Source organism: Sphingobium sp. CFD-2 (assembly GCF_024611135.1).
In the GTDB taxonomy this organism is placed as follows: Bacteria; Pseudomonadota; Alphaproteobacteria; order Sphingomonadales; family Sphingomonadaceae; genus Sphingobium; species Sphingobium fuliginis.
On sequence record NZ_CP084406.1, the window covers coordinates 737281 to 760670 of the forward strand.

Genomic DNA, 23390 nt, shown 5'->3' on the forward strand with positions numbered 1-23390 from the left:
AAACGGGCGTGGATGGGGCAATCCACGTCCGATCTGAAAGCAACGCGCATCGCCCTTTATAGGGAGGCTCCAATCTGCCGCGAGGAAGCCACGGGAGGCTGTTATCTACGCGAAGAGTACACAAGCCAAAGTCACCTAAAAGCCTGTAAATTTCACTCTCGCTATCGGCCGTGCCGAACCGTTCGAAGTGCGAACGCTAGCGAGGTCCGAAAATAACCAAATGTGACTTCCTGAATTTTCGTTCCCGCAATGGCGAGGCGACGAATGCCTGTCGCTGGATCAACATGATCGAGGCGATGCTTCGCGAATATCGCATTTGTCGCCAGCGGGTAGGGCTGTGATAAATGCCCACTGCCCGCCAGAAATCCTTTACGTCGTGGAGCGCTGAGAGAAATATCCAGCGGGCCGCATCGACATTGAAGCACGGATCATCCCGCAGCCACGACTTGATCTGCGATTCGCTCCGCCCGATCATTCGGGCGATTCGAGGAACCCACCAACTGTTGACCTGCATCGGCCCCAGGTCGACGGAACCATCCCTATTCCTGACTTCTGCACCAATCCATCCCCCCTCCCGCTTCCTCAAGGCCCGCAGGGTTTGGGCAAGCCATGGCCGGCCGGAAGCTGCCCGATGGATGCATTGATTGATCGCCTTCTCCGCCGCCAGCATGTCCAGGTCCCTCGCCTCACCATAAGCTGGCGCTGCCTGAACGATCAGCGTGGAAGCGAAGCCGCCGGCCAGAAGCGTTGCACAACACCGCCCGATCATCGGTCGCGCCCTCGGTCCCTGCGCACCTCGGTCGTCCGATCCGGCTGTTTGGGCTGGGAGATTTCCGGCTGCGGCTGGTTCCGAAGCATGCGCTCGATGAGCGCCGTGAGGGTTTCCGTTGCGCGAAGCCCTGCGCCGGCCAGACCCTTGGGCTCGCTCCCTCGATTACGGTTTCTGCGTTCGGTGCGCAGAAGGGCCAGTTCACGCCGCTGCACGTCATAGAGGTCGTGTTCTTTCTGGATGCGGGCGGCTTCCCTTTCGAGCCGTGCTTCCGTTCCGCTTCGCTTGATCAGGTCCAGCCCTTCCAGGGACGAGGTCTTCTGGCCGGAATTGCGCTTCAATTTCTCCGCGAGGTCCGCCCGGTTCTCGGTCCAGAGCGTCACGCTAAATTCGGCACGAGTGATCGCGGTGTAGAAATTTTGCCCCGTCACCAGCGGGGAGTCGACGGGAGCGAGAACAAAGACCCGCGGGTAGGTTTTCGACTGCGAGGAGTGGCCAAATCGAACTCGATTCGGAGGCGGGATGCTCGGCCATGATCCACGTGAGAACAGGAATGAACTCGGCCCCTCCGGCGCTCGATGGTCTCATGCCGAGATTGCTCCGAATGACCGTTACCATCGTAGGCAGACGATCAAACTTTACCCGTAGAACGACTTAAACTGGTCGACAGCTGCCGGAATAGCGGACGGTCTGTTGCTGGGAAGCGAAAGTCGGGCGCTGAATGGTGACAAAGGGTCGGCTGTGTATGGAACCTCTCGGGACGATGTGCTGCTTGCGTCCATCCATCTCCGTCTTAACATTGTGCCGCAAAGCACGGACACCGACAAAGGATGCAAAACAGCCGTCGCATCGACAAGCATCGCACTTCCCGTCTTGAGCAGTTCTGCCAGGTTGCACGCAGTCGCGCTTCTCGCGCAGGCAAAGACGCGATATGTGGGCGAAATGAGCGATCCGACCGAAGAACAGCTCGCTGCACTGGGCACTGCGTTCGATACCTTCGCGCGGCGATACAAGCTGGCCGACGCCCGGCGTTCCGAGCGGCCGCTCGCCGAGTTGGACAAGGCCGTGCTGCTCTATGTCGCGGACCATGCCGGTTGCGGCCCGACCGATGTCGCGCGCTTCCTCGCGGTGCCGACGACGACCTTATCCTCGGCGACGGATCGGCTCGTGAAGCGAGGCTTCCTGAAGCGCGAGCGTATCGAAGCGGATCGCCGGGCGGTTGCGCTCACGCTGTCCGAGGCTGGCGCGGCCTACGCCCAGGCCCAGGTCGAGACATATCGGCAAATGTATATGCTGATGCTTTCGCGGCTGTCGGCTGAGGAGCGAGATCGGTTCATCGCGATGATTACAAAGATCGTCTACAACGATGATTGAATAGTCCGAACTTCGTTGTATCTTGTGGGTGACATCGCACGAGCCGCGTCGCGCCAACGGATGGAGCCAAGTCATGACGATATGTGTGAACGGCACGGAAGTTCCACCGCCCCGCGATGCCCGGGTCTCGCTGCTGGATTTGCTACGCGAGCATCTTCATCTCACCGGCACCAAGAAGGGGTGCGACCAGGGTGCATGCGGCGCCTGCACGGTTCTTCTCGATGGCCGCAGGGTCCTGTCCTGCCTGACCTTGGCGGCTCAGGCGGACGGTAGCGAGGTGCGGACGATCGAAGGTCTAGCGGGTGAAGGCGTCGATCTCCACCTATTGCAGCAGGCCTTCATCGCGCATGACGGACTGCAATGTGGCTATTGCACGCCCGGCCAGATCTGCTCGGCGATCGGGATGGCGGAGGAACTTCGCGGGGGCGACCCCAGCTATGTGACCCTCGATATCACCGCCTCACCGGTCGTGACACGCGCGGAGATACGCGAGCGTATGAGCGGCAATCTCTGCCGATGCGGAGCGCATAATGGGATCGTCGAGGCGATCGAGGCGATGCTGGCGGAGACAGCGGCATGACGCCTTTCACCTATGTTCGCGCGGCGGATCGGGCCGACGCCCTCGCCCGCGTTGAGAGTGGTGCACGGTTTCTGGGCGGCGGGACCAACCTTGTCGATCTTCTGCGGCAGAATGTCGAACAGGCGAGCGAATTGGTGGACGTCAGCCATACGCTCGGCACCATTCGCGAAAGCGAAGGCGGCGGGCTGATCATTGACGCGTCAGTCAAGAACGCCGCCGTTGCTGCCGATCCGCTCGTGCGCCGCCGCTACCCGGTGCTTGCCCGCGCACTGCTCGCCGGCGCCTCTGCACAGATCCGCAACATGGCCACGGTCGGTGGCAATATCCTACAGCGTACGCGCTGCATGTATTTCTACGATGTCGAAGGCGCGCGCTGCAACAAGCGGCAGCCGGGCATCGGATGCGACGCGATCAACGGGTTCAACCGCTATCATGCCATTTTGGGCGCGTCGGATCAGTGCGTCGCCACCCATCCTTCTGACATGTGCGTGGCGCTCACCATGCTCGATGCCGTGATCCATCTGTCCGGGCCCGATGGCAATCGGTCGGTGCCGCTGAATGATTTCCATGTCCTGCCCGATGCTATGCCGCATGTAGAAACCGTGCTGAAGCCGGGCGAACTGATCACCGGCGTCGAACTGCCGCCTCCTTCTGACGCGCTGACGCATGCCGAATATCGTAAGGTCCGCGATCGCTCCAGCTACGCCTTCGCGCTGATCTCCGTTGCGGGCGGCCTGGCGCTTGCCGATGGTCGCGTCACGCAAGCCCGCATCGCGCTCGGCGGCGTGGCGGCCAAGCCCTGGCGGGCGACTAAGGCAGAGGCGGCGCTGGTCGGAGTCGCGCCGACGCCCGAGGCTTTCCTTGCCGCGATCCGAGAGGAGCTGGCCGGCGCGCGGCCGCTGTCTGGCAACGGTTTCAAGATAGGTCTCGTCGAACGCACGGTGGTCGCCGTCCTGACCGCCCTTTCAGGAGCGCATGCATGACGAAGCTGCAAAATGCCATCGTCGGCGGCGTGCGCGCCGTCATTGGCCAAGTGCCCGCAAGTTGGCTGCCCGGCGGCACGCCCGATCCCCTGATCGACAAGCGCGTGTCGCTCGGCGAGCAGCAGTCGCGGGTCGACGGACCCGACAAGGTGCGCGGCGCGGCGCGGTTCGCCGCCGAAGTGCCGATGGAGGGTCTCCTCTACGCCGCCTTCGTCCATTCCACGATCGCGCGCGGCCGCATCGCCGATATCGATGTGTCCGCGGCCGAGGCGGCACCCGGCGTCGCGCTCGTCATGACCTATCGCAACGCCCCCAAAATGAGCGTTCCTCCGCCGATCGGGATGACCAACCTCAAGGCCGCTGGCAATCATACATTGCCGATCATGCAAGACGCAGAGATACGCTGGAACGGTCAGGTCGTCGCGGTGGTACTGGCTGAAACGCGAGAGCAGGCGGACCATGCGGCCAACTTGGTCCGTGTGCGCTATGACGCCGCTTCAGCGCGCACGCGGTTCGAGGAAGGCAAGGCCAGCGCCTATACGCCGGAGTCCATCCTCGTCGAACGCAATCGCCTAGAGAAGGGCGGCCCAAGCCGAAAGTTCGCCGAGGCCGCCTTCAAGATCGACGCCGTCTATACGACGCCCTGGGAGAACCATAATCCGATCGAGCCGCATGCCGCGACGATCGTCTGGCGGGGCGGCAAGCTGATCGTTCACGATGCGACCCAGATGATCCACGGGACAGCCAGTTCGCTCGCGAAGACATTCGGGCTGAAGGCCGGCGATGTCGAGGTAAGCTCCCCCTACGTGGGCGGAGGCTTTGGCGCAAAGGGTCTTTGGGATCACCAGATACTGGGCGCGGCGGCGGCGAAGCTTGCTGACCGGCCCGTGCGTATCGCCCTCTCACGCGCCAGCATGCACCGGCTGATCGGCGGGCGCATGCAAACAGAGCAGCGGGTGGCGCTGGCCGCGGATGCGGACGGCAAGCTCAAGGCTCTGCTGCACCATGGCTATGGCGTCAGGCCGCTGCACAGCATCTGCGATGAAGGCTTCACCCTCACTGGCCGCTCGCTCTATGCCAGCGAGAGCTTCGATATCGTCCAGCATTATGTCGACCTCGACCTGCTGGCGAACAGCTTCATGCGCGGGCCGGGCGAGACGCCCGGCACTTTCGCGATCGAATGCGCGATCGACGAACTGGCGCACGCCATTGGCATGGACCCCATCGCGCTGCGCCGGCGCAATGTCGCGACCCGCGATCCGGTGAGCGGCGCACCGCACTCGCAAAGCGCGATGATGGAGGCCTACGACCTCGGCGCGGCGCGCATCGGCTGGGATCGGCGTTTGGCCGAGCCGGGCATGCGGCGCGATGGCGAGTGGCTGATCGGCATGGGCTGCGCCACCGGCACCTTTCCGTTCATGCGCATGCCTGGCACGTCCGTGCGGATCACTATCGACGCGAGTGGCAATGCCCATGTCGCCAGCGCCGCGCACGAAATGGGCATGGGCACGGCGACGGTGCAGCGGCAGCACGCCGCCGATCGCTTGGGCCTGCCACTTGACCGCGTCATAGTGACGATCGGGGATTCGAGCCTGCCCTTCGCGAGCTTTGCCGGCGGGTCGTCGCAAACCGCCTCCCTGGCTTCGGCGATCACCGCAGCGAGTGGCAAGCTGGTGACGGACTTGCTGCGGCTGGCGGGTAACGACACGCCGCTAGCCGGCCTCAAGCCCAGCGAAGTGGAGTTCGTAGACGGAGGCCTCCGCAGCGTCGAAGATCCCGCCCGCCAGGAAAGCTTCGCTTCCATCCTGCGCCGTTCCGGCCGGAGCGAGGTTAGCGTGGTCGGCGAAAGCGGCGCGCCGCTGGAGATCATGAAATATTCGATGCACAGCACGTCGGCGAACTTCTGTGAGTTGCGCGTCAGCGAGGTCACGGGTGAAATCCGCGTCGATCGCCTCGTCGGCGCCTTCGACTGCGGCCGCATCCTCAATGCCAAGACGGCGACCAGCCAGTTCAAGGGCGGCATGATCATGGGGCTCGGCATGGCGCTGACTGAGGAAACGCTGCTCGACGAGCGCAGCGGCCGCATCATGAGCACGTCGCTCGCCGACTATCATGTGCCGGTGCATCTCGACGTGCCCGACATAGATGTGGTGTGGACCGACATCCCTGATCCCCGCACGCCGCTCGGTGCGCGAGGGATCGGCGAAATCGGAACGACCGGCGTAGCGGCCGCCATCGCCAACGCCGTCTTCAACGCAACCGGCAAGCGCGTGCGCAACCTGCCTCTAACGCTCGATAAGCTGATCTAGTCCTGGCCGAAATATTCGCACTCGGAATAGCTGACGGTCAGCAGTTAGGATCAGCAAATTTGTGCGCGGGCCGGGATGGGTCGACCGCGGAAGTGGCTGCTACGCGCCACCTGTCGCCATTCGGGGTCAAGATAACAATCCCGGAACCGGCCATTCCTCCTTCTGATCTGTCTGATTCTAAATCGGCCTGGGCATCGCCTCCGCGCAGGTGACCTGACCAGCGGCAAGCGACCGATAGTGTTGAAGAAGTCGGTGATCAGTCGAAGTAACCGGACGGAAGACCGACAAATCCAAGAAAGGCGAGCAAAGGGGTGCCGTACACGCCCGGACGAGCGCACCACTGATCCATGTGATTCAGCCGCGCCGGTAATCACATTGGCAGCACGGTTCGGCTGCAATCAACCTCTCTGGGCTCCTGCCGCGGGAACAGCGCCGCTCGGGAGGTGCTTCTTGGCCGAGTGCACCAAGGAGTATCCCGTGATGAGCGATCAAGCCCTCGAAGCGGTAAAGCCGCCTCTCCCGGAGCAGCAACAGCAGGTTCCCGGCAAGACCGAAGACATGGATCCGCGTCCCGACCATGGTGAAGAAACGTACCGGGGGTCGGGTCGGCTCGAGGGGAAAAAGGCGATCATCACCGGCGGCGACAGCGGCATCGGCCGCGCAGTGGCGATCGCTTACGCCCGCGAAGGTGCCGACGTGCTCATCGCTTATCTTAATGAAGACGACGATGCACAGGAGACCGCGCGCTGGATCGAGAAGGCGGGGCGCCAGGCGGTGCTCGTTTCCGGCGACATCAGCAGCGCCGATCATTGCCGCACCATCATCGACAAAGCGGTCGAAGCGTTCGGGCGTGTTGACATTCTCGTGAACAACGCCGCTCACCAGATGACCTATGAGCAGCTTGAGGATATCCCGGACGAGGAGTGGGACAAGACCTTCGCGACCAACATCCACGCGATGTTCTATCTGGCCAAGGCCGCGTTGCCGCATATGCGCGAGGGTAGCGCCATCATCAACACGACGTCGGTCAACGCCGACACGCCCAAGCCGACCCTGCTGCCCTATGCCACGACCAAGGGCGCGATCCAGAACTTCACCGGCGGGCTGGCGCAGCTGCTCGGCGAGAAGAAAATCCGTGTGAACTGCGTTGCACCCGGGCCGGTCTGGACCCCGCTCATTCCGTCCACCATGCCGCCAGACCAGGTGAAGGAGTTCGGCAAGAACACGCCGCTCGGGCGACCGGCGCAGCCCAAGGAACTCGCGCCGGCTTATGTGATGCTCGCTACCGACGAGGCGAGCTATGTGTCCGGGGCCACCATCGCCGTCACCGGCGGCAAGCCGATCATCTAGGAGACCGCCATGTCCATTCACAAGATGATCGCGCTCCATCCCGATGTGGGTGAGGACTTCAACGAGGCGCTCGCGACCGCGGCGCGCCACGCGACGTTCTGCTCGGAAATGTGCACCTCTTGCGCCGACGCCTGTGTCGCCGAGAAGATGGATATGGCGCAGTGCATCCGCTCGTGCCTCGACTGCGCGGATGTGTGCGCTGCGACAGGCCGGCTCGCAATCCGGCGGACGGCGCAGAATATCGAGACGTTGCGGCTGATGCTCGAGACCTGCGCGAGGGTGTGCGAGCTGTGTGCGGAAGAATGCGCACGCCATGAGCATGAGCATTGCCGGCTCTGCGCCGAGATGTGCCGGGAGTGCGCGGCCGACTGCCGCAAGGCGCTTCCGACCGTTCAGTAATCGAAAATGGAGAGAGAGAATGCGCGAAAATAGCGGACAGGGTGATGCGGAGAACAATCTGCGCGACCCGACCCTGAAGGAACATGAGGCTGAGGGCGCCCATCGCCAGCCCGCCCCCGAGCCCGGCGAAGAAGCGGAGATCGGCGGCAACGCCCGCGCGGCGGGCGAGGACCCGTCGCCCGACGATCGTGCTCGCGGCGAGACCTCCCGCGCGGACAAGGCGCCGCCGGCCGACCCTTATCCAAAGTCCTGAACGATGCCAGTCACGGGCTGGAAACTCGATCGGAACGTGCGGGCACAGCTGCTCGAACGATTTCCGCCGACTTGGCCCGACGTGATAGCCGATCATGTCACGCTCCAGGCGGGTGCGTCCGCCAATGAGCCTCTGCCCGCACAAGAGGCTGCCGAGATCGTCGGGAGGGTCGATGATGGCGAAGGTCTGCAGGCGTTGATCGTCTCGATCGACGGCAGCACGGACCGGCCCGACGGCAGCACCTACCACATCACCTGGTCGCTTGACCGAAGCCGGGGCCGCAAGGCCGTCCAGAGCAATGACGTGATCGCCGAACGGGGTTGGGAGCCATTGCCCACGCCGGTTCCGATTCATATCCAACCGGCAAGGTTTTAGCTGATGCAGCTCTATCTCGACTGCGACGGCGTACTGGCCGACTTCGATCGCGGCGCGACCGAGTTGCTCGGCATGCCGCCGTGTGTCTTCGAGAAGCGCCGCGGCCTCCCCGCCTTCTGGCGCGAGATCGCCCGCCATCCCGACTTCTATGGCACCCTGCCGCTGATGCAGGATGCGATGATCCTGTTTGAGGGGGTACGGCACCTGGATCCCATCATCCTGACTGGCCTTCCGCGCGGCAAATGGGCCGCCCGGCAGAAGGTGCGCTGGGCGGCCGAGCATTTCCCGGGCACCCGCATTCTGACGGTGATGGCCGTCGACAAACGTAATCACTGCCGGTCCGGCGACATCCTCGTCGACGATCAGCGCAAGCACGCCCCTCTCTGGCAGGACGCCGGCGGCACCTTCGTTCATCACCGCAGCGCCGAGCAGACCCTCGCCGAACTGAGCGCGCTCGGCGTATCAGTGAGAGCCGCTGCCGCGGAGACTGCTCATGGCTGATTTGGCTGAGCAGCGGGACCGGATGGTCGATGTCCAGCTCGCCCGTCGCGGCATCCGCGATGAAGCGGTGCTTGCCGCCATGCGCGAGGTCCCACGCGAGCGTTTCGTGCCGGAAGGCATGGAGGAGTTCGCCTACGAGGACGCGCCGCTGCCGATCGACGAAGGACAGACGATCTCCCAGCCTTACATCGTCGCGGCCATGATCGAGGCGGCCGAGATCGGGCCGGGTGACCGCGTGCTCGAGGTCGGCGCGGGCTCAGGTTATGCAGCTGCCGTCATCAGTCGCATCGGGGGAGACGTATTCGCCATCGAGCGGCACGAGACGCTCGGCCGCGCGGCGCGCGAGCGGCTGCAGGCATTGGACTATCGCAATGTCGATCTGCGCATCGGCGATGGCACGCTCGGGCTGCCCGATCAGGCGCCCTTCGACGCGATTCTGGTTTCAGCCGGTGGTCCCGAGGTGCCGCGGGCGCTCAAGGAGCAGCTTAAGGTCGGCGGCGTCCTCGTGGTGCCGGTGGGCGATGCGGGCGAACAATCGCTGTGCAAGATCACGCGCACTGCCACTGGCAGCTATGCGGAGGAGGATCTCGGCACGGTCCGGTTCGTACCACTGATCGGCGCGCAGGGTTGGTCCGAGGACGGGCGCCGCTCGGCGGCGAACCACCTGCCGGGTGCCACGCGCAAACTGAGCCTGCCCGAGATGATCGGTGAGGCAGCCGAGCCGCTCCCCGACTTCGACGATCCGGCGTTCGGGGCGCTCTTCGATCGCTTCGCGGACCGCCGCGTCGTGCTGCTGGGCGAGGCCAGCCATGGCACGGCCGAGTTCTATCGCGCCCGCGCTGCGATCACCCGGCACCTCATCGAACATCATGGCTTCACGATCGTAGCGGTCGAGGCCGATTGGCCCGATGCCGAGGCAGTGGACCGCTATGTGCGGCATCGCCCCCGCAGGACTTCCGCAGAGCCGCCGTTCCAGCGCTTTCCGACCTGGATGTGGCGCAACACCGAAATCGCGGTTCTTACGGAGTGGATGCGCGGGCATAATGAAGCCATCGCCGACATGGATCGCCGCGCGGGCTTTTACGGGCTCGACATGTACAACATGCGCGGCTCGATCGCGGCTGTGCTCGACTATCTCGATAGGGTCGATCCGGACGCCGCGGCCACCGCCCGCGAGCGTTACGGTTGCCTCACCCCCTGGCAGAAGGACCCGGCCACCTATGGCCGCTCCGCGCTCCGGCGCGGCTATGCCGAATGCGAATCCGCCGTGATCGAGCAATGCCGCGCGCTGCTCGCCAGACAGGCTGACTATGCCCAGGCCGATGGCGAGAGCTTCCTCGATGCGGCGCAGAACGCGCGACTGGTCGCCTCGGCCGAGCGCTATTACCGCATCATGTATTATGGCGGCTCCGAGAGCTGGAATCTGCGCGACACGCACATGTTCGAGACACTTGAGAACATTCTCGAAGCCAAGGGCCGCGACGCCAAGGCGATCGTCTGGGCGCACAACAGTCACATCGGCGATGCCCGCCATACCGACATGGGTGCGGTTCGCGACGAGCTCAACATCGGCCAGCTCTGTCGCGAACGGTTCGGCCGCGACGCGGCGCTGATCGGATTAGGCACGCACAGCGGCACGGTCGCCGCCGCGACCGACTGGGACGGCGACATGGAGGTGAAGCATGTGCTTCCTTCGCGCCGCGACAGCTATGAGCGGCTATGCCATGATGCGGGCAAGCCGCGCTTCCTGCTAGATCTCGCGCCGGGTAAACACGACGCATTGAGGCGCCGACTTACCGAACCGCGCCTGGAGCGTTTCATCGGTGTCATCTATCGCCCGGATACCGAACTCTGGAGCCATTATTCGCAGGCGGTGCTGTCCGAGCAGTTCGACGCCTATGTCTGGTTCGACGAGACGGAGGCGTTGACGCCGCTCGGGACGGAGCACCATGGGCCGGGAGTTCCGGACACCTACCCGTTCGGCGAATAGCGGCCGCTGGTCGATACTGCACCCACTTTGCGCGGACGCCATTTAGATTAGTTATGTTGACCTGCCCGGTACCCTACGAGCCATGAGGCGCCTCGTCCGCCACGCCGCCCCATCGCCGAATTAGATCAGGATCGCTGGGAGCGCCTGCCAGAATATCGCAAGTGTCGACAACTGGCCACCAGAGCGCGCGAACGGCAGATATCCAAGCTCATCGAGCACCACCAGGTCGAGCCGCGAGAGCTGTCCCGCCAGGGTCCCGCCCTTGCCGATCCGGGTCTTCTCTTCGAGGCGTGTCACCATTCGAGGGAAGGCAACTCGGTCTTGTAAATCACCGGGCGGAGGGCAAAGCTGGTAGTCACGTTGGCGACGCCCGGCACCTTGGTCAGGCGATGGCGCAGAAAATCCTCAAATGCCCCCAAGGAACGGACCAGCACGCGTAGCTGGTAATCGGCCTCGCCGGACATCAAATAGCATTCCATCACTTCCTGGAATTCTGTGACGGCGCTCTCGAAGATGGCAAGGTGACGGTCGTCTTGCTGGTCCAAGCGGACACGGACGAAGGCTGTCACAGAAAGGCCGACTGCCTCCGGGTCCACCAAGGCGACATAGCGTTCGACAACCCCTTCGGCCTCCAGCTGGCGGACCCGGCGGAGGCAGGGACTGGGCGATAGGCCAACCTGTTCGGACAGTTCCTGGTTGGAGATTCTGCCGTTCGCCTGAAGCACTTCGAGGATTCGCCGGTCAATCGCGTCTGTCTGATAATTTGGCATTTTACCTCTCTGTATCAGCTCCTATTAGTGGATTCTTGCGAATTCGGCAATTCTCGCGCGATCCTTGGCAAGGACATGCTAGCGCAAGTTCGGCTAATTATTGCCCTCCAGTTCTGGAGAGGCCTAATGGCGATTACTGAATCCGATACGCGTTCCGAGGTTAGCGTCCGCGCTCGTGGTGTAATTTCTGGTGTAGATTGAGATGATCGCATGGGGTGGGGCATGCCCCACCCCATGCGATTTCGATCTCGGTGGCCACCGGGCTCATCGGTAAGGTGGAGTTACCACACTTCACACGCCCACCGAGGAGTTGATCCCGATGACCGACGACAGACTACCGCTTGCCGAGCTGATGGCGAAGACTGGAGATGGAGATTTCCTGCGCACGATCGCCGAGAGCGTATTACAGATCATCATGGAGGCCGACGTCGATGGCCTGGTCGGCGCTAGCCGACACGAGCGCTCCGGCGACCGGACGACCTGGCGGAACGGCTACCGCGACCGCAGCCTCGATACCCGGCTCGGCACGCTCAACCTGAGGATTCCCAAGCTACGGACCGGCGCCTACTTCCCTGGCTTCCTGGAACCCAGGAAGACCGTCGAGAAGGCGCTGGTCGCGGTGATCCAGGAGGCGTGGATCGCCGGCGTCAGCACCCGGCGTGTCGACGAGCTGGTGCAGGCCATGGGCATGACCGGCATCTCCAAATCCTCGGTGTCCAAGCTGTGCAAGGATATCGACGAACGTGTCCATGCCTTCCTTAAGCGGCCGCTCACCGGCGACTGGCCCTACCTCTGGCTCGATGCTACCTACCTCAAGGTGCGCGAGGGCGGGCGGATCGTCAGTGTCGCCGCGATAATAGCCGTTGCCGTCAACACCGAGGGCAAGCGCGAAATCGTTGGCCTTCACATTGGACCCTCCGAAGCCGAGCCATTCTGGTCGAGCTTCCTCAAGGACCTCGCACGCCGCGGACTGACCGGCGTGAAGCTGGTCATCTCCGATGCCCACGAGGGCCTCAAGGCAGCGATCACTCGCGTGCTCAGCGCCACCTGGCAGCGGTGCCGCGTCCACTTCATGCGCAATGCCCTGGCCTACGTGCCCAAGGGCCAGAACACCGTCGTCGCCGCTGCCATCCGCCAGGTCTTCCTCCAGCCCGACCATGCCGCCGCGACACAGGTCTGGCGCCAGGTCGCCGACCAGTTGCGTACCCGCTGGCCAAAGCTCGGCGCCTGCATGGACGATGCCGAGCACGACGTGCTGGCCTACATGACCTTCCCCGAGCAGCACCGCGTCAAATTACATTCCACCAATCCACTGGAACGCCTGAACAAGGAAGTGAAGCGCCGCGCCGATGTCGTCGGCATCTTCCCGAACGAGGATAGCATCATCCGCCTCGTCGGCGCCGTCCTGCTGGAGCAGAATGACGAATACCAGCTCCAGCACCGCTACATGCAGATCGAGGGCATGGCCGCCCTTGCTACACCAATGATCGAGGAGGCACAGCCGCTACAGATTACACCCAAGGCCGCCTGAAAATGCAGCCCGCTGGCCACACCCAATTCTACACCACATTGACGGACGCGACCGTTCCGAGACAATCGCAAACCTCCAGGCTTTGGACGAGCGCCTACTTTGGCTGTCGTCCTGGATGATCCATAATGCCAATCACCTTCGACCCAAGCGCGACGGGCTGAAAGTCGGCGGGCATCAGGCAAGTTGCGCGTCAATGACGGCAATCATGGCTGCGCTCTACTTCCACGCGCTCCGCCCGCAGGACAAGGTGTCGGTCAAGCCGCATGCGGGGCCGGTGCTGCATGCCATCCATTACCTGCTAGGCAACCAGACGCTCGAGCGCATGCAGAAATTCCGCGGCCTGGGGGGTGTGCAAAGCTATCCTTCCCGTACCAAGGACAATATCCCCGTCGACTTCTCCACGGGCTCGGTCGGCCTGGGCGTCGCGGTCACGGCTTTCTCTTCACTCGTCCAGGACTATCTTATCGCGCACGGCCAGGTGCGGGAGGAGGATGCGGGCCGCATGATCGCGCTGATGGGCGATGCGGAGCTTGACGAAGGCAATATCTACGAATGCCTGATCGAGGGCTACAAGCACGACCTGAGGAACTGCTGGTGGATCGTCGACTATAACCGCCAGTCGCTCGACGCGACCACGGCGGATCGCATGTTCCGCCGCTTCGACGATATCTTCGAGACCTGTGGCTGGCGCGTCGTCACGCTAAAGTACGGAAAGATGCAGCAGGCCGCCTTCGCGCAGCCTGGCGGCAAGGCGCTGGAAGAGTGGATCGACAGCTGCCCGAACGCCGAGTTCGCCGCACTGACCTATCAGGGTGGTGCAGCCTGGCGCGAGCGGTTGATGGCCGACATCGGCCAGAAGCCGAATGTGAAGAAGCTGCTCGACAGCTACGACGACGAGGCGCTTGCCCGGTTGATGACCAACCTGGGCGGTCACTGCATCGAGAGCCTGACCGAGGCGTTCGACCGCTGCGACGACGACGTGCCCACTCTCTTCATCGCCTACACGGTGAAGGGCCATGGCCTGCCGCTCGCGGGTCACAAGGACAATCATTCGGGCATGATGAACCCGGCCCAGATGAAGCAGTTCCGCGCCAGCCTCGGCATCAAGGAGGGCGAGGAATGGGAGCCCTGGGGCGGCCTTGGCGACAATGCTGCGGCCGAGCTTAAAGCGTTCGTTGCGGACAGCCCGATCGCGCGCGTGAAGCCGGAGCCGGCCGCGCCGGCGGTCACCGTCCCGGCGATCCCCGCACCCGACGGCGCGGAGCAATCGACCCAGGCAGCTTTCGGCCGCATCCTGCTCGATCTCGCGAAGTCCGGCGAGGAGCTAGCCGACCGTATCGTGACCACCGCGCCCGACGTGACCCAGACGACCAACCTCGGCGCCTTCGTCAACCAGCGCGGCCTGTTCCGGCGGCAGGAACTGGCCGACGTGTTCCACAAGGCCAGGATCCCGTCCGCGCAGAAGTGGGCGCAGCACGCGGCGGGCCAACATATCGAACTGGGCATTGCCGAGAACAACTTCTTCATCATGCTGGCCTCGCTCGGTCTGGCGGCGCCCCATTTCGGGACCCGCTTGCTGCCAGTGGGCACCGTCTACGACCCCTTCATCGCGCGCGGTCTCGATGCGCTGAACTATGGCTGTTACTCGGATTCGCGATTCCTCCTGGTGGGCACGCCGTCGGGGATCACGCTCGCGGCCGAGGGCGGCGCGCACCAATCGATCAACACGCCGCTCATTGGCATGGGCCAGCCCAATCTCACTTATTTCGAGCCAGCCTATGCGGACGAGTTGGCCGCGATGATGGCCTATGCGTTCGACCATATGCAGCAACCCGATGGCAGCTCTGTCTATCTGCGCCTGACCACGCGTGCGATCCCGCAGGTGGCGCGCGCGGACGACGGCTGGCGGGACGATGCACTGAAGGGCGGCTACTGGCTGCGTCGTCCCGCCAAGGGGGCGGAGGCCGCCATCGTGTTCACAGGTGTCATCGCTCCCGAGGCGCTGGCCGCGTGGGAGCAGCTTGCGGAGGACATACCCGGCATCGGCCTGCTCAATGTCACCTCACCCGACCTCCTGCATCGCGGCTGGTCGGCCCATCGCGCAGCGCGCTGGACAGACGAGCCGGTCACGCCCTGCCATGCTGAGACGTTGCTATCCGCGCTGGCACCGGGCGCGGGCCTGGTGACGGTGCTCGACGGCTCGCCCGCGGCGCTGTCCTGGCTCGGCGGCGTCAAGGGCATGCGGGTGAGCCCGCTCGGCACCGACCGCTTCGGCCAGACCGGCGACCAGCTCGACCTCTATCACACCTATCGGCTCGACAGCGACGCCATCGTCGAAGCTGCCGCCGAACTGTTCTTAGGAAACTGACATGGCCATCGAACTGAAGATGCCGGCGCTGTCGCCGACGATGGAAAAGGGCACGCTCGCCAAATGGCTGGTCAAGCCGGGCGATGCGGTGAAGCCCGGCGATCTCCTCGCCGAAATCGAGACCGACAAGGCCACGATGGAGTTCGAGGCAGTCGACGAGGGGCGGGTCGCCAGCCTCGTCGTTCGCGAAGGAACGGCAGACGTCCTGGTCGGCACGGTCATCGCGTTGCTTGGCGAGAGCGGAGGGGTCGACCCTGAACCCGTTCTGGAGGAAGCCGAGCCCGCCATCGCCGGGCCGGTCGAGGCCGCGCCCATGGCCTCCGATCCGGCGCCGGCCCCGCCGCGACCTGCGCCTGAGGCGGCCGCGCCACGTACCCGCCTGTCGCCCGGCGAACGAGTGAAAGTCAGCCCGCTTGCCCTGCGCATCGCCGAGGCCAAGGGCATCGATCTCGACGGCATCAAGGGCACCGGTCCCAATGGCCGGATCGTCCGGGCCGATCTCGGCATCGGGCCGCTGGTCGCGCCCCGACCTGACCCCGTGCCGCAGGCGATCATCGCCGGGGCGGCACCGGTCATCGCCCCGCCGCCCGCCGGCGTGCCGGTCGAGACGGTTAAGTTGTCCAGCATGCGCAAGACGATCGCGCGACGTCTGACGGAATCCAAGCAGGCCATCCCGCATTTCTATCTGACCGCGCGCTGCAATCTCGATCCGCTCTTGAAGCTGCGCGGCGAGCTGAACGCCAGCCTCGCGCAACGTGGCATCAAGCTCAGCGTCAACGATATGCTGATCAAGGCCCTGGCCCTCGCGCTGGTCGAGGTGCCGGACGCGAACGTCCAGTTCGGCGGCGAGGAGCTGCACCGCTTCGGGCGCGTCGACATTTCGATGGCGGTCGCGATCGAAGGCGGGCTGATCACTCCGGTCATCAAGGGCGCGGATACGCTGTCACTTTCCGCCATTGCGACCCAGGCGAAGGCACTCGCCGCCAAGGCCCGCGAGGGCAAGCTCACGCCCGAGGATTATCAGGGCGGCACGACGTCCATCTCCAACCTCGGCATGTTCGGCATCGACGAGATGGTCCCGGTCATCAACCCGCCCCAAGCCCTGATCCTTGGCGTCGGCGCCGCCGTGGAGCAGCCTTGGAAAGTAGACGGTGCGATATGCCTCGCGACCATCGTCGCCCTGACCGCCAGCTTCGATCATCGCGCGATCGACGGTGCGGTGGCCGCGCGGTTCATGGCCGCCCTGCGCGAAAGCATTGAAAGCCCGATGCTGCTCCTTTGTTGAGCGGCGTAATCGATCTGACAGGCTCAACCCCGCTCGCACTTTCGGGAAAAGGAATACGCATGCGCACCACGGAGCAATATACCGGCGCCGCGGTCATCCTGAAAATGTTGGGGGTTGATACGATCTTCAGGTACCCCAGCGGGGCCATAATGCCGATCTACGAAGAACTGTTCAGGCAGAGCCGCATCCGCCGCGTGCTGGTCCGGCATGAAGCCGGCGCGGCACATGGGCTCAGGGCTATGCCCGGTCGACCGCAAACCGGGCGTAGCCCTGGTCACTTCGGGGCCGGGCTTGACCAATGCGGTCACGCCCTTGGCCGATGCCTGGATGGATTCGATCCCCATTGTGCTGCTCAGCGGACAAGTCCCGACGACGGTGCTGGGCACGGACGCCTTTCAAGATTGCGATTCTATTGGCATTATCCGGCGCTGCACCAAGCACAACTACCTGATCAAGCCGCCCCGCAGCGCGGCGCCCGGTTTTTTATACGGGCGGCGGGGTGATCAACGCCGGAACCACGGCCAGCGCGCACTTGCGCAAGCTCGTGGAACTGACCGGCGCACCTGTGACCTCGACTTTGATGAGTCTTGGCGCTTTTGCGGCCCCGGCGCGGCAATGGCTCGGCGTGCTGGGAATGCATGGAACCCAGGAAGCCAACATGGCCATGCACGATGCCGGTCGCCATAGCGAGCGCCGGTTACGCTGATCTCGTAGATTCTGGGCCTGAATAGTGTCTTAGTTAGCTTGCGCGATGTCCCACCCTAGAGCCGAGATCGTGGTCAGATCGTCAACCAGAGATCGGGCGTGCGGCGAGGTTGCCGTGCCGCGGGCAAGCCGGCCCTTGATCCCGTGGATGATCGCTGCGAAACGAAAGAAGTTGAAGGCGAGGTAGAATTCAAGGTTCGGAATACCGCTCCGCCCGGTGCGCGAACAATAGGATGCCACATAGTCCGCCTCGCTCGGAATGCCGAGCGCGGCGAGGTCCAAGCCGGCCAACCCTGGAATGGTCAACTGCGGCATACGGTACATCATAAGATGGTAGGCGAAATCGGCCAGCGGATCGCCGACCGTGGATAGCTCCCAATCGAGCACCGCCAAGATACGTGGCGAGGTCGAGTGATAAATCATGTTATCGACGCGAAAATCACCATGAATAATGCTGGTGCGCTCGGGCACGTCGGGGATGTGCGATGGCAGCCAGTCGATAAGCCTGTCCATTGCAGGGTCGCGTCCAGCTAGCGGATCCTCAAGATACTGACGGGACCACCGCGAAATTTGCCGCTCGAAATAGCTGCCGGGCCGGCCATAGTCGCTAAGCCCGATCGCCTCGTGATCGACGCTGTGGAGCCGCGCGATCGTCGCGTTCATCGCGTCGAAGGCGGCCGTGCGATCGGCCGGTTGGAGTTCCTCGCAGGAGGCCGTCCAAAAGGTGCGGCCGACCACCAGTTCCATCACATAGAAGCATGTGCCGATCACGTCCTCATCGGTACATAGTCCGTAGACTTCGGCGACGGGGAAATCGGCCTTGGCCAATGCAATCAACACCTGCGCCTCGCGCTCTATGGCGTGCGCCCCTTTAAGCAGCTTGCCCGGCGGCTTGCGGCGCATCACATAGGAGCGCGTCGGCGTCACCAGCCGGTAGGTCGGATTGGATTGCCCGCCCTGGAACTGCTCGACGCTCAGCGGGCCGGTGTATCCAGCCACATTCGCGTCCATCCAGCGCGCAAGCGCCACCTCGTCGAAACGATGCGCCTCGCGCACGGCACCGATCCCAGAGAAGTTGGGGGTTGGCTTCATCAGTCGGGAACCTTTGCATCGCGCTTGATTTTCTTGGCGAGGCTCCATTTGTGCACCTCGGTCGGGCCGTCATAGATTCGAAAGGCGCGTATTTCCCGGAACGCCTGTTCAACGATTGTGTCCTGCGTAACGCCGATGCCGCCCATCGCCTGAACGCAGCGATCGGCAACGCGAAAGAGCGCATCCGAAACGGCCACTTTCGCCATCGAGCTTTCCGATGTTCCGAGGGATCCGGTGTCCAACACATTCGCGCACCAGTCGATCATCAGTTCAGCCTGCTTCAGGTCGATGAGATTGTCGGCGAGCATGAAGCCGACGCCTTCGTGATCGATGAGCGCCTTGCCAAATGCCTGGCGCTTGAGGGCATAGGCCACGGCAATCTCCTGCGCGCGTGTCGCCACGCCATGCCAGCGCATGCAGTGCGACAGTCGGGCTGGAGACAACCGAACCTGCGCATATTGGAAACCCTGGTGGATTTCCCCTAGGATCTGGTCCGCCGACACGCGCAATTCTTCGATCGCGATGACTGCGTGACCACCCGGCATCGAACTGTCGATGGTGTCGAGTACGCGCTCGATCTTGATAGCCGGATGGGGCAGATCGACCAGGAACATAGTGGCAGCAATATGATCGGCCGTTCCGGTCTTCGCCATAACGATCCCGACCTTGGCGCCCTTGGCGCCGGTGATGAAGGCTTTGCGCCCGGTTATCACCCAGTGGTTGCCGTCTTGGCGAGCCGTCGTCTGCATCATAGACGGGTCGGACCCGGCTCCGCCGTCGGAGGCTGGCTCAGTCATGAAAAATGCTGATCTGGCATGACCGGTCAGCATCGGCGCGAGGAAATGCGCTTTCTGCTCGGGCGTGCCCACTTTGCCCAATAGATACATGTTTCCTTCGTCGGGTGCGGCCGTATTCAGCGCGAGTGGCCCAAGCGGCGAAAGTCCTGACTTCTTCAGGACCGTTGCAGTGCCGCGCTGGCTAAGATGCCCGCCGCCATCCAGCACGTGCGGCGTCATGACCCCGGCGGCACGCGCCTTGTCGCGCAGTTCGATCACCAGTTCTTCGCTCGGGCCGTGCGCGTCGCGGCGCGGATCGTGCTCATAGGGAATGACGATGTCCCGTACGAAAGCTTCGACCCGCGCAGCGATGGTCGCTGCGAGCGCAGTATCATCTCCCGTACTCATGCCACCGCCCCAGCATCATAGGTGGCTTCGGTTCGAGTGCGAACCTGCTCCGGTGTGATACCCGGCGCGCATTCGATCAACCGGAATAGGCTCGACCGGTCCGGCCGCTCGAACACTGCAATGTCGGTGATCAACATGTCGACCACATTGGTGCCGGTCAGCGGCAGCGTGCAGTTCTTTCGAAACTTCGCGCTGCCGTCCTTCGCGACATGATCCATGACGACGATGATCTTGCGAACGCCGGCAACGAGGTCCATCGCGCCGCCCGGGCCCTTCACCATCTTGCCTGGCACCATCCAGTTGGCGAGGTCCCCATTCTCGGCGACCTCCATGGCGCCGAGGACGGACAGGTTTATATGGCCGCCCCGGATCATGCCGAAGCTGTCGGCTGATGAGACATAGCTCGTCCGGTCCAGTTCGGTGATTGTCTGTTTGCCCGCATTGATGATGTCGGCGTCAATCCCCACCTCGGTGGGGAAGGGACCAAGGCCAAGCATGCCGTTTTCGGACTGGAGAGTCACGTCCATGCCCGGCGAAATATGATTGGCGACGAGCGTCGGAATTCCAATGCCCAGATTGACGTAGAAGCCGTCCTGGAGTTCGCGCGCAGCACGCGCGGCCATCTCGTCGCGTGTCCAGGACATTAGGCTAGTTCCTTCCTGATCGTACGCTGTTCGACGCGCTTTTCGTTGCGGGTCGATTTGAGGAGGTGCTGGACGAAGATCCCGGGGGTGTGGATCGAGTCTGGGTCGAAGCTGCCGGGCGCCGCAAATTCCTCGACCTCGGCGACTGTCACCTTACCGCAGGTCGCGATCATCGGATTGAAATTGCGCGCGGATTTCCGGTACATGAGATTGCCGTACGGGTCGCCGCGCCAAGCCTTGACGATCGCCAGATCAGCGACGAGGCCCGTTTCCATCAGATAGTCCTGGCCTTGGAAGGTGCGGACCTCTTTGCCATCCGCGATCGCAGTGCCCACGCCCGTTCGGGTGTAAAACGCGGGGATGCCCGCCCCGCCGGCCCTGATACGCTCGGCGAGGGTTCCTTGCGGATTGAACTCTATCTCCAACTCGCCGGCCAGAAATTGTCGCTCGAACTCCTTGTTCTCACCGACATAGGAACTGATCATTTTGCGCACACGCTGTTCGCGCAACAACAGCCCCAGCCCGAAGTCGTCCACGCCAGCGTTGTTTGAAATCAATGTCAGATCGCGGACGCCGGTTTCGAGTAGCGCGTCGATGAGCGTTTCAGGTATGCCGCACAGACCGAACCCGCCGGCCGCGATGGTCATGCCGTCAAACACCAGCGATCGTAGCGTCGATGCCGCGTCCGGCCGTATCTTGGATGCCACTTGGATCCCCACCAATTATAATGTGCTCACGAGGTGGCCGCCATCGACCACCACGACGGCGCCAGTCATGAAGCGGCTGGCATCGGACGCTAGCAACAGGAGCGGCCCATCGAGTTCCCCGACTTCTCCGAGCCTGCGCATCGGCACACGGGAGATCAGAGATCTTCCCTGATCTGTCTGCAAAAATTCATTGTTCAGTCCGGTCGAGACATAGCCGGGCGCAAGAGCGTTCACACGTACGCCGAATCGCGCGACCTCTAGCGCAAGGCTCTTTGTCATCTGGATGACGCCGGCCTTCGAGACCGCGTAGGGCAGCACGCCGCCCGCCTGACGCAATCCCAAAATCGAAGCGATGTTCACGATCGAACCAGGTTTGCCAGCGTCGCGCATCGCCCGGGCGCCTTGCTGTGCGATCAAGAACATGCCCTTCAAGTTGACATCTATTACCTTGTCCCAGTCCGCCTCGGTCAGATCGAGTGCGCGTGATTCATTCGTGATTCCGGCATTGTTGATGATGATATCGACCGCGCCGATGCGTTGACCCGCCTCGGTGATCGACGCAGGATTGGATACGTCGAGGGTCATCGTCTCCGCCGAGCCCCCGCCCGCCGCTATGAGCACCGCGACCTCAGATAATGGCCCTTGGTTGCGCGCGGCCAAGATGACATGGGCCCCCGCCGCCGCCAGCACTTCGGCGAAGCGTGCGCCCAGTCCGCTCGATGCTCCAGTAACCAGTGCACGTTTTCCCGCCAGTCCGAACACCCACTGCTCCTGTTTTTTCTTGGACTGCGCAGTCCATGCGCCGCCAGACACTTTGGTTCGCGGCTACAGCCCCGCGCGTTATCGATGAGGTCAATTAGATGTCATGGCGCTGGGCAGCGAACCATGCACTATCCAGTCCCATCAGCTGTGAATGCCGTTCACGGGATGAGTGTAGACCCGCCTTCTGGTGACGCTCGATGCTGGAATTCACGGATGCTGAGCGGTTGCACGAACACCTGGGCATAGGCGCTGAAGCGGAGCGCCAAGCTCGATTAAGAGGCCCGTCCAAGCTGGCGACCGGTGTCGACGAAAAGCCTGCCGTTGGGCGCGGGATGCCGGGAATCGAACTGGTTTTCTACCCGGACTTCTTCCAAAATCTGCGATGCGCGGATGCTCCAGGGCGGCGTGCCCCGAAATGATTCGACCACGAAGTCCACAAAGGTGCGTGTCCGTGCGCTCAAATGGGCCTGATCACGAAATACGATGTATATGGGCTCTTCGGGCAAAGCCGCAGACTCCGGAAACAGATCGATGAGCGAGCCATCGCGAAGGTCTTCGGCGATCGCATATTCTGCTGTACGCAAAATGCCCAGGCCCGCTTTCGCGAGGGCGATCAACATCTCCCCTTGGTTAGATGCGATCGTGTCCGGAACCCGCACATTCTCCATCTCCCCTGAGCCGGGGCGCGACCACAGATTCCAAGGCGTGTTCATAGTGAAACCTAGGCAGTCATGGCGATCGAGTTCGCAGAGCGAAGTTGGCCTGCCTCGGTGGGCAAGATAGGCGGGCGCCGCGCAAATCAGCCAACGGGTCGTAGAAATTTTCCGCGTCACGAAGGCGGAATCCGCCGGCAACCCTCCAACCAGCGCGACGTCAATTCCTCCTTCGAGGGGGTTAAGCCACTCATTGTCGAGGTGGAATTCAAGCCGAAGGTGGGGATGGCGCTCGCGAAAGCGAGGTAGCAACGGCAGTATTTGGTATTTGGCAAAGGTCGGCATCGACCGGATGCGCAGTGTGCCGCGTAAAATTGAATCGTTCACGGCCTCGGCGTCCTCCAGTGCATCGAGCGCGCGCAATGCGGCAGCGTAGAACAACTGGCCTTCCGCAGTCAGGACAACACTTCGCGACGTGCGGTGAAACAGGCGTGTGCCAAGCCTTTCTTCCATGCGGCCGACCAGCTTGCTGACGGCCGATGGTGTCATCGACAACGCGCGAGCGGCCGCCGAGAACCCACCATTCTCAACGATCTGAACGAGTACGCTCATTTCACCGAAGCGATCCACTGCCCGTCCCCCCTGGAAAAACCGTGCGAAGTATAAACGCGCCGCGTGCGGCGGAGCCGTGCGTGCGCTGCGCCAGACCTCTGGCAGAGCAATGGCGGCCCGGATTCGATGGCTGATGGTCGGGTTGGACAACGGACCGTGGTGGGCCGTCGCTATGCATAGCGCCGTCAGGCGTC

At 63.2% G+C, this 23390-nt stretch carries 23 protein-coding genes and 3 pseudogenes; 16 read left to right on the forward strand and 10 right to left on the reverse strand.

All coding sequences use genetic code 11. From position 1 onward, the window contains the following. Window positions 1-196: 196 nt before the first annotated feature. Both LDB29_RS23655 and LDB29_RS29320 read right to left on the reverse strand, forming a co-directional pair. On the reverse strand, window positions 197-769 hold the full coding sequence (locus LDB29_RS23655) for a lytic transglycosylase domain-containing protein (RefSeq protein ID WP_238320122.1): 573 nt from the start codon (window positions 767-769) through the stop codon (window positions 197-199). Then, window positions 766-1200 (reverse strand): hypothetical protein, encoded by a 435-nt coding sequence (locus LDB29_RS29320; protein ID WP_306812580.1) that lies wholly within the window; start codon window positions 1198-1200, stop codon window positions 766-768. The genes LDB29_RS23655 and LDB29_RS29320 overlap by 4 nt, the downstream gene beginning before the upstream one ends. A gap of 511 nt (window positions 1201-1711) precedes the next feature. Between LDB29_RS29320 and LDB29_RS23665 the strand changes: the two genes are divergently transcribed. The 11 genes and pseudogenes from LDB29_RS23665 to LDB29_RS23710 all read left to right on the forward strand — a co-directional run bounded on the left by LDB29_RS23665 (window position 1712) and on the right by LDB29_RS23710 (window position 10883). Further along, a complete protein-coding gene (locus LDB29_RS23665; RefSeq protein WP_025548418.1) occupies window positions 1712-2143 on the forward strand; it encodes a MarR family winged helix-turn-helix transcriptional regulator in 432 nt (143 codons plus the stop codon). A 73-nt stretch (window positions 2144-2216) separates the two neighbouring features. Next, a complete protein-coding gene (locus tag LDB29_RS23670; protein WP_257557193.1) occupies window positions 2217-2723 on the forward strand; it encodes a 2Fe-2S iron-sulfur cluster-binding protein in 507 nt (168 codons plus the stop codon). Further along, the gene (locus LDB29_RS23675) at window positions 2720-3706 is read left to right on the forward strand and encodes a xanthine dehydrogenase family protein subunit M (protein ID WP_257557194.1); all 987 of its coding nucleotides are present in this window, start codon (window positions 2720-2722) and stop codon (window positions 3704-3706) included. Before LDB29_RS23670 ends, LDB29_RS23675 begins: the two co-directional genes overlap by 4 nt. Then, complete coding sequence (locus tag LDB29_RS23680; protein ID WP_257557196.1) at window positions 3703-6015, forward strand: xanthine dehydrogenase family protein molybdopterin-binding subunit; 2313 nt, start codon at window positions 3703-3705, stop codon at window positions 6013-6015. The genes LDB29_RS23675 and LDB29_RS23680 overlap by 4 nt, the downstream gene beginning before the upstream one ends. A 480-nt stretch (window positions 6016-6495) precedes the next feature. Further along, a complete protein-coding gene (locus tag LDB29_RS23685) occupies window positions 6496-7365 on the forward strand; it encodes an SDR family oxidoreductase (RefSeq protein ID WP_257557198.1) in 870 nt (289 codons plus the stop codon). A 9-nt stretch (window positions 7366-7374) separates the two neighbouring features. Continuing rightward, a complete protein-coding gene (locus LDB29_RS23690) occupies window positions 7375-7764 on the forward strand; it encodes a four-helix bundle copper-binding protein (protein ID WP_044660741.1) in 390 nt (129 codons plus the stop codon). A 19-nt stretch (window positions 7765-7783) separates the two neighbouring features. Continuing rightward, window positions 7784-8017 carry a hypothetical protein gene (locus LDB29_RS23695; protein ID WP_257557199.1) on the forward strand — a complete coding sequence of 78 codons (234 nt, stop codon included), beginning with the start codon at window positions 7784-7786 and terminating at the stop codon, window positions 8015-8017. A gap of 36 nt (window positions 8018-8053) precedes the next feature. After that, on the forward strand, window positions 8054-8392 hold the full coding sequence (locus tag LDB29_RS23700; RefSeq protein ID WP_257557200.1) for a hypothetical protein: 339 nt from the start codon (window positions 8054-8056) through the stop codon (window positions 8390-8392). Between the two features lie 3 nt (window positions 8393-8395). Beyond that, on the forward strand, window positions 8396-8893 hold the full coding sequence (locus tag LDB29_RS23705; RefSeq protein ID WP_257557201.1) for a hypothetical protein: 498 nt from the start codon (window positions 8396-8398) through the stop codon (window positions 8891-8893). Between the two features lie 22 nt (window positions 8894-8915). After that, a pseudogene (locus LDB29_RS29455) lies at window positions 8916-9509 on the forward strand (protein-L-isoaspartate(D-aspartate) O-methyltransferase); the annotation flags it as partial. Then, on the forward strand, window positions 9507-10883 hold the full coding sequence (locus LDB29_RS23710; RefSeq protein ID WP_373886378.1) for an erythromycin esterase family protein: 1377 nt from the start codon (window positions 9507-9509) through the stop codon (window positions 10881-10883). The pseudogene LDB29_RS29455 and the gene LDB29_RS23710, both read left to right, overlap by 3 nt. A gap of 168 nt (window positions 10884-11051) precedes the next feature. On the opposite strand, the pseudogene LDB29_RS23715 reads toward LDB29_RS23710, so the two are convergent. Together LDB29_RS23715 and LDB29_RS23720 are read right to left on the reverse strand one after the other, a co-directional pair. After that, window positions 11052-11183: pseudogene (locus LDB29_RS23715) on the reverse strand (ATPase); the annotation flags it as partial. After that, entirely contained in the window at window positions 11177-11653 is a 477-nt protein-coding gene (locus tag LDB29_RS23720; RefSeq protein WP_257557203.1) for an Lrp/AsnC family transcriptional regulator, read from the reverse strand. The pseudogene LDB29_RS23715 and the gene LDB29_RS23720, both read right to left, overlap by 7 nt. A gap of 319 nt (window positions 11654-11972) precedes the next feature. Between LDB29_RS23720 and LDB29_RS23725 the strand changes: the two genes are divergently transcribed. From LDB29_RS23725 to LDB29_RS23745, 5 genes and pseudogenes are all read left to right on the forward strand, one after another. Next, window positions 11973-13184 carry an IS256 family transposase gene (locus LDB29_RS23725; RefSeq protein WP_011950834.1) on the forward strand — a complete coding sequence of 404 codons (1212 nt, stop codon included), beginning with the start codon at window positions 11973-11975 and terminating at the stop codon, window positions 13182-13184. 37 nt (window positions 13185-13221) lie between these two features. After that, entirely contained in the window at window positions 13222-15552 is a 2331-nt protein-coding gene (locus LDB29_RS23730; RefSeq protein WP_257558019.1) for a transketolase, read from the forward strand. A gap of 1 nt (window position 15553) precedes the next feature. Further along, complete coding sequence (locus LDB29_RS23735; protein WP_257557204.1) at window positions 15554-16837, forward strand: pyruvate dehydrogenase complex dihydrolipoamide acetyltransferase; 1284 nt, start codon at window positions 15554-15556, stop codon at window positions 16835-16837. 149 nt (window positions 16838-16986) lie between these two features. Beyond that, window positions 16987-17191: pseudogene (locus LDB29_RS23740) on the forward strand (thiamine pyrophosphate-binding protein); the annotation flags it as partial. Between the two features lie 145 nt (window positions 17192-17336). Then, on the forward strand, window positions 17337-17543 hold the full coding sequence (locus LDB29_RS23745; RefSeq protein WP_257557205.1) for a hypothetical protein: 207 nt from the start codon (window positions 17337-17339) through the stop codon (window positions 17541-17543). 29 nt (window positions 17544-17572) lie between these two features. Here LDB29_RS23745 and LDB29_RS23750 read toward each other — a convergent pair whose 3' ends face one another. The 6 genes from LDB29_RS23750 to LDB29_RS23775 form a co-directional block, all read right to left on the reverse strand. Then, window positions 17573-18634: a phosphotransferase family protein gene (locus LDB29_RS23750; RefSeq protein WP_257557206.1), complete on the reverse strand. Its 1062-nt coding sequence runs from the start codon at window positions 18632-18634 to the stop codon at window positions 17573-17575. Beyond that, window positions 18634-19818, reverse strand: coding sequence for an acyl-CoA dehydrogenase family protein (locus tag LDB29_RS23755; protein WP_257557207.1), 1185 nt, complete (start codon window positions 19816-19818; stop codon window positions 18634-18636). The genes LDB29_RS23750 and LDB29_RS23755 overlap by 1 nt, the downstream gene beginning before the upstream one ends. After that, window positions 19815-20462, reverse strand: coding sequence for a 3-oxoacid CoA-transferase subunit B (locus LDB29_RS23760; RefSeq protein ID WP_257557209.1), 648 nt, complete (start codon window positions 20460-20462; stop codon window positions 19815-19817). Before LDB29_RS23760 ends, LDB29_RS23755 begins: the two co-directional genes overlap by 4 nt. After that, window positions 20462-21169, reverse strand: a complete 708-nt coding sequence (locus LDB29_RS23765) for a CoA transferase subunit A (RefSeq protein WP_257557211.1) — start codon at window positions 21167-21169, stop codon at window positions 20462-20464. Before LDB29_RS23765 ends, LDB29_RS23760 begins: the two co-directional genes overlap by 1 nt. 15 nt (window positions 21170-21184) lie before the next feature. Beyond that, a complete protein-coding gene (locus tag LDB29_RS23770) occupies window positions 21185-21931 on the reverse strand; it encodes an SDR family NAD(P)-dependent oxidoreductase (RefSeq protein WP_257557212.1) in 747 nt (248 codons plus the stop codon). Between the two features lie 272 nt (window positions 21932-22203). Beyond that, on the reverse strand, window positions 22204-23214 hold the full coding sequence (locus LDB29_RS23775) for a LysR family transcriptional regulator (protein WP_257557214.1): 1011 nt from the start codon (window positions 23212-23214) through the stop codon (window positions 22204-22206). Between the last annotated feature and the right edge of the window lie 176 nt (window positions 23215-23390).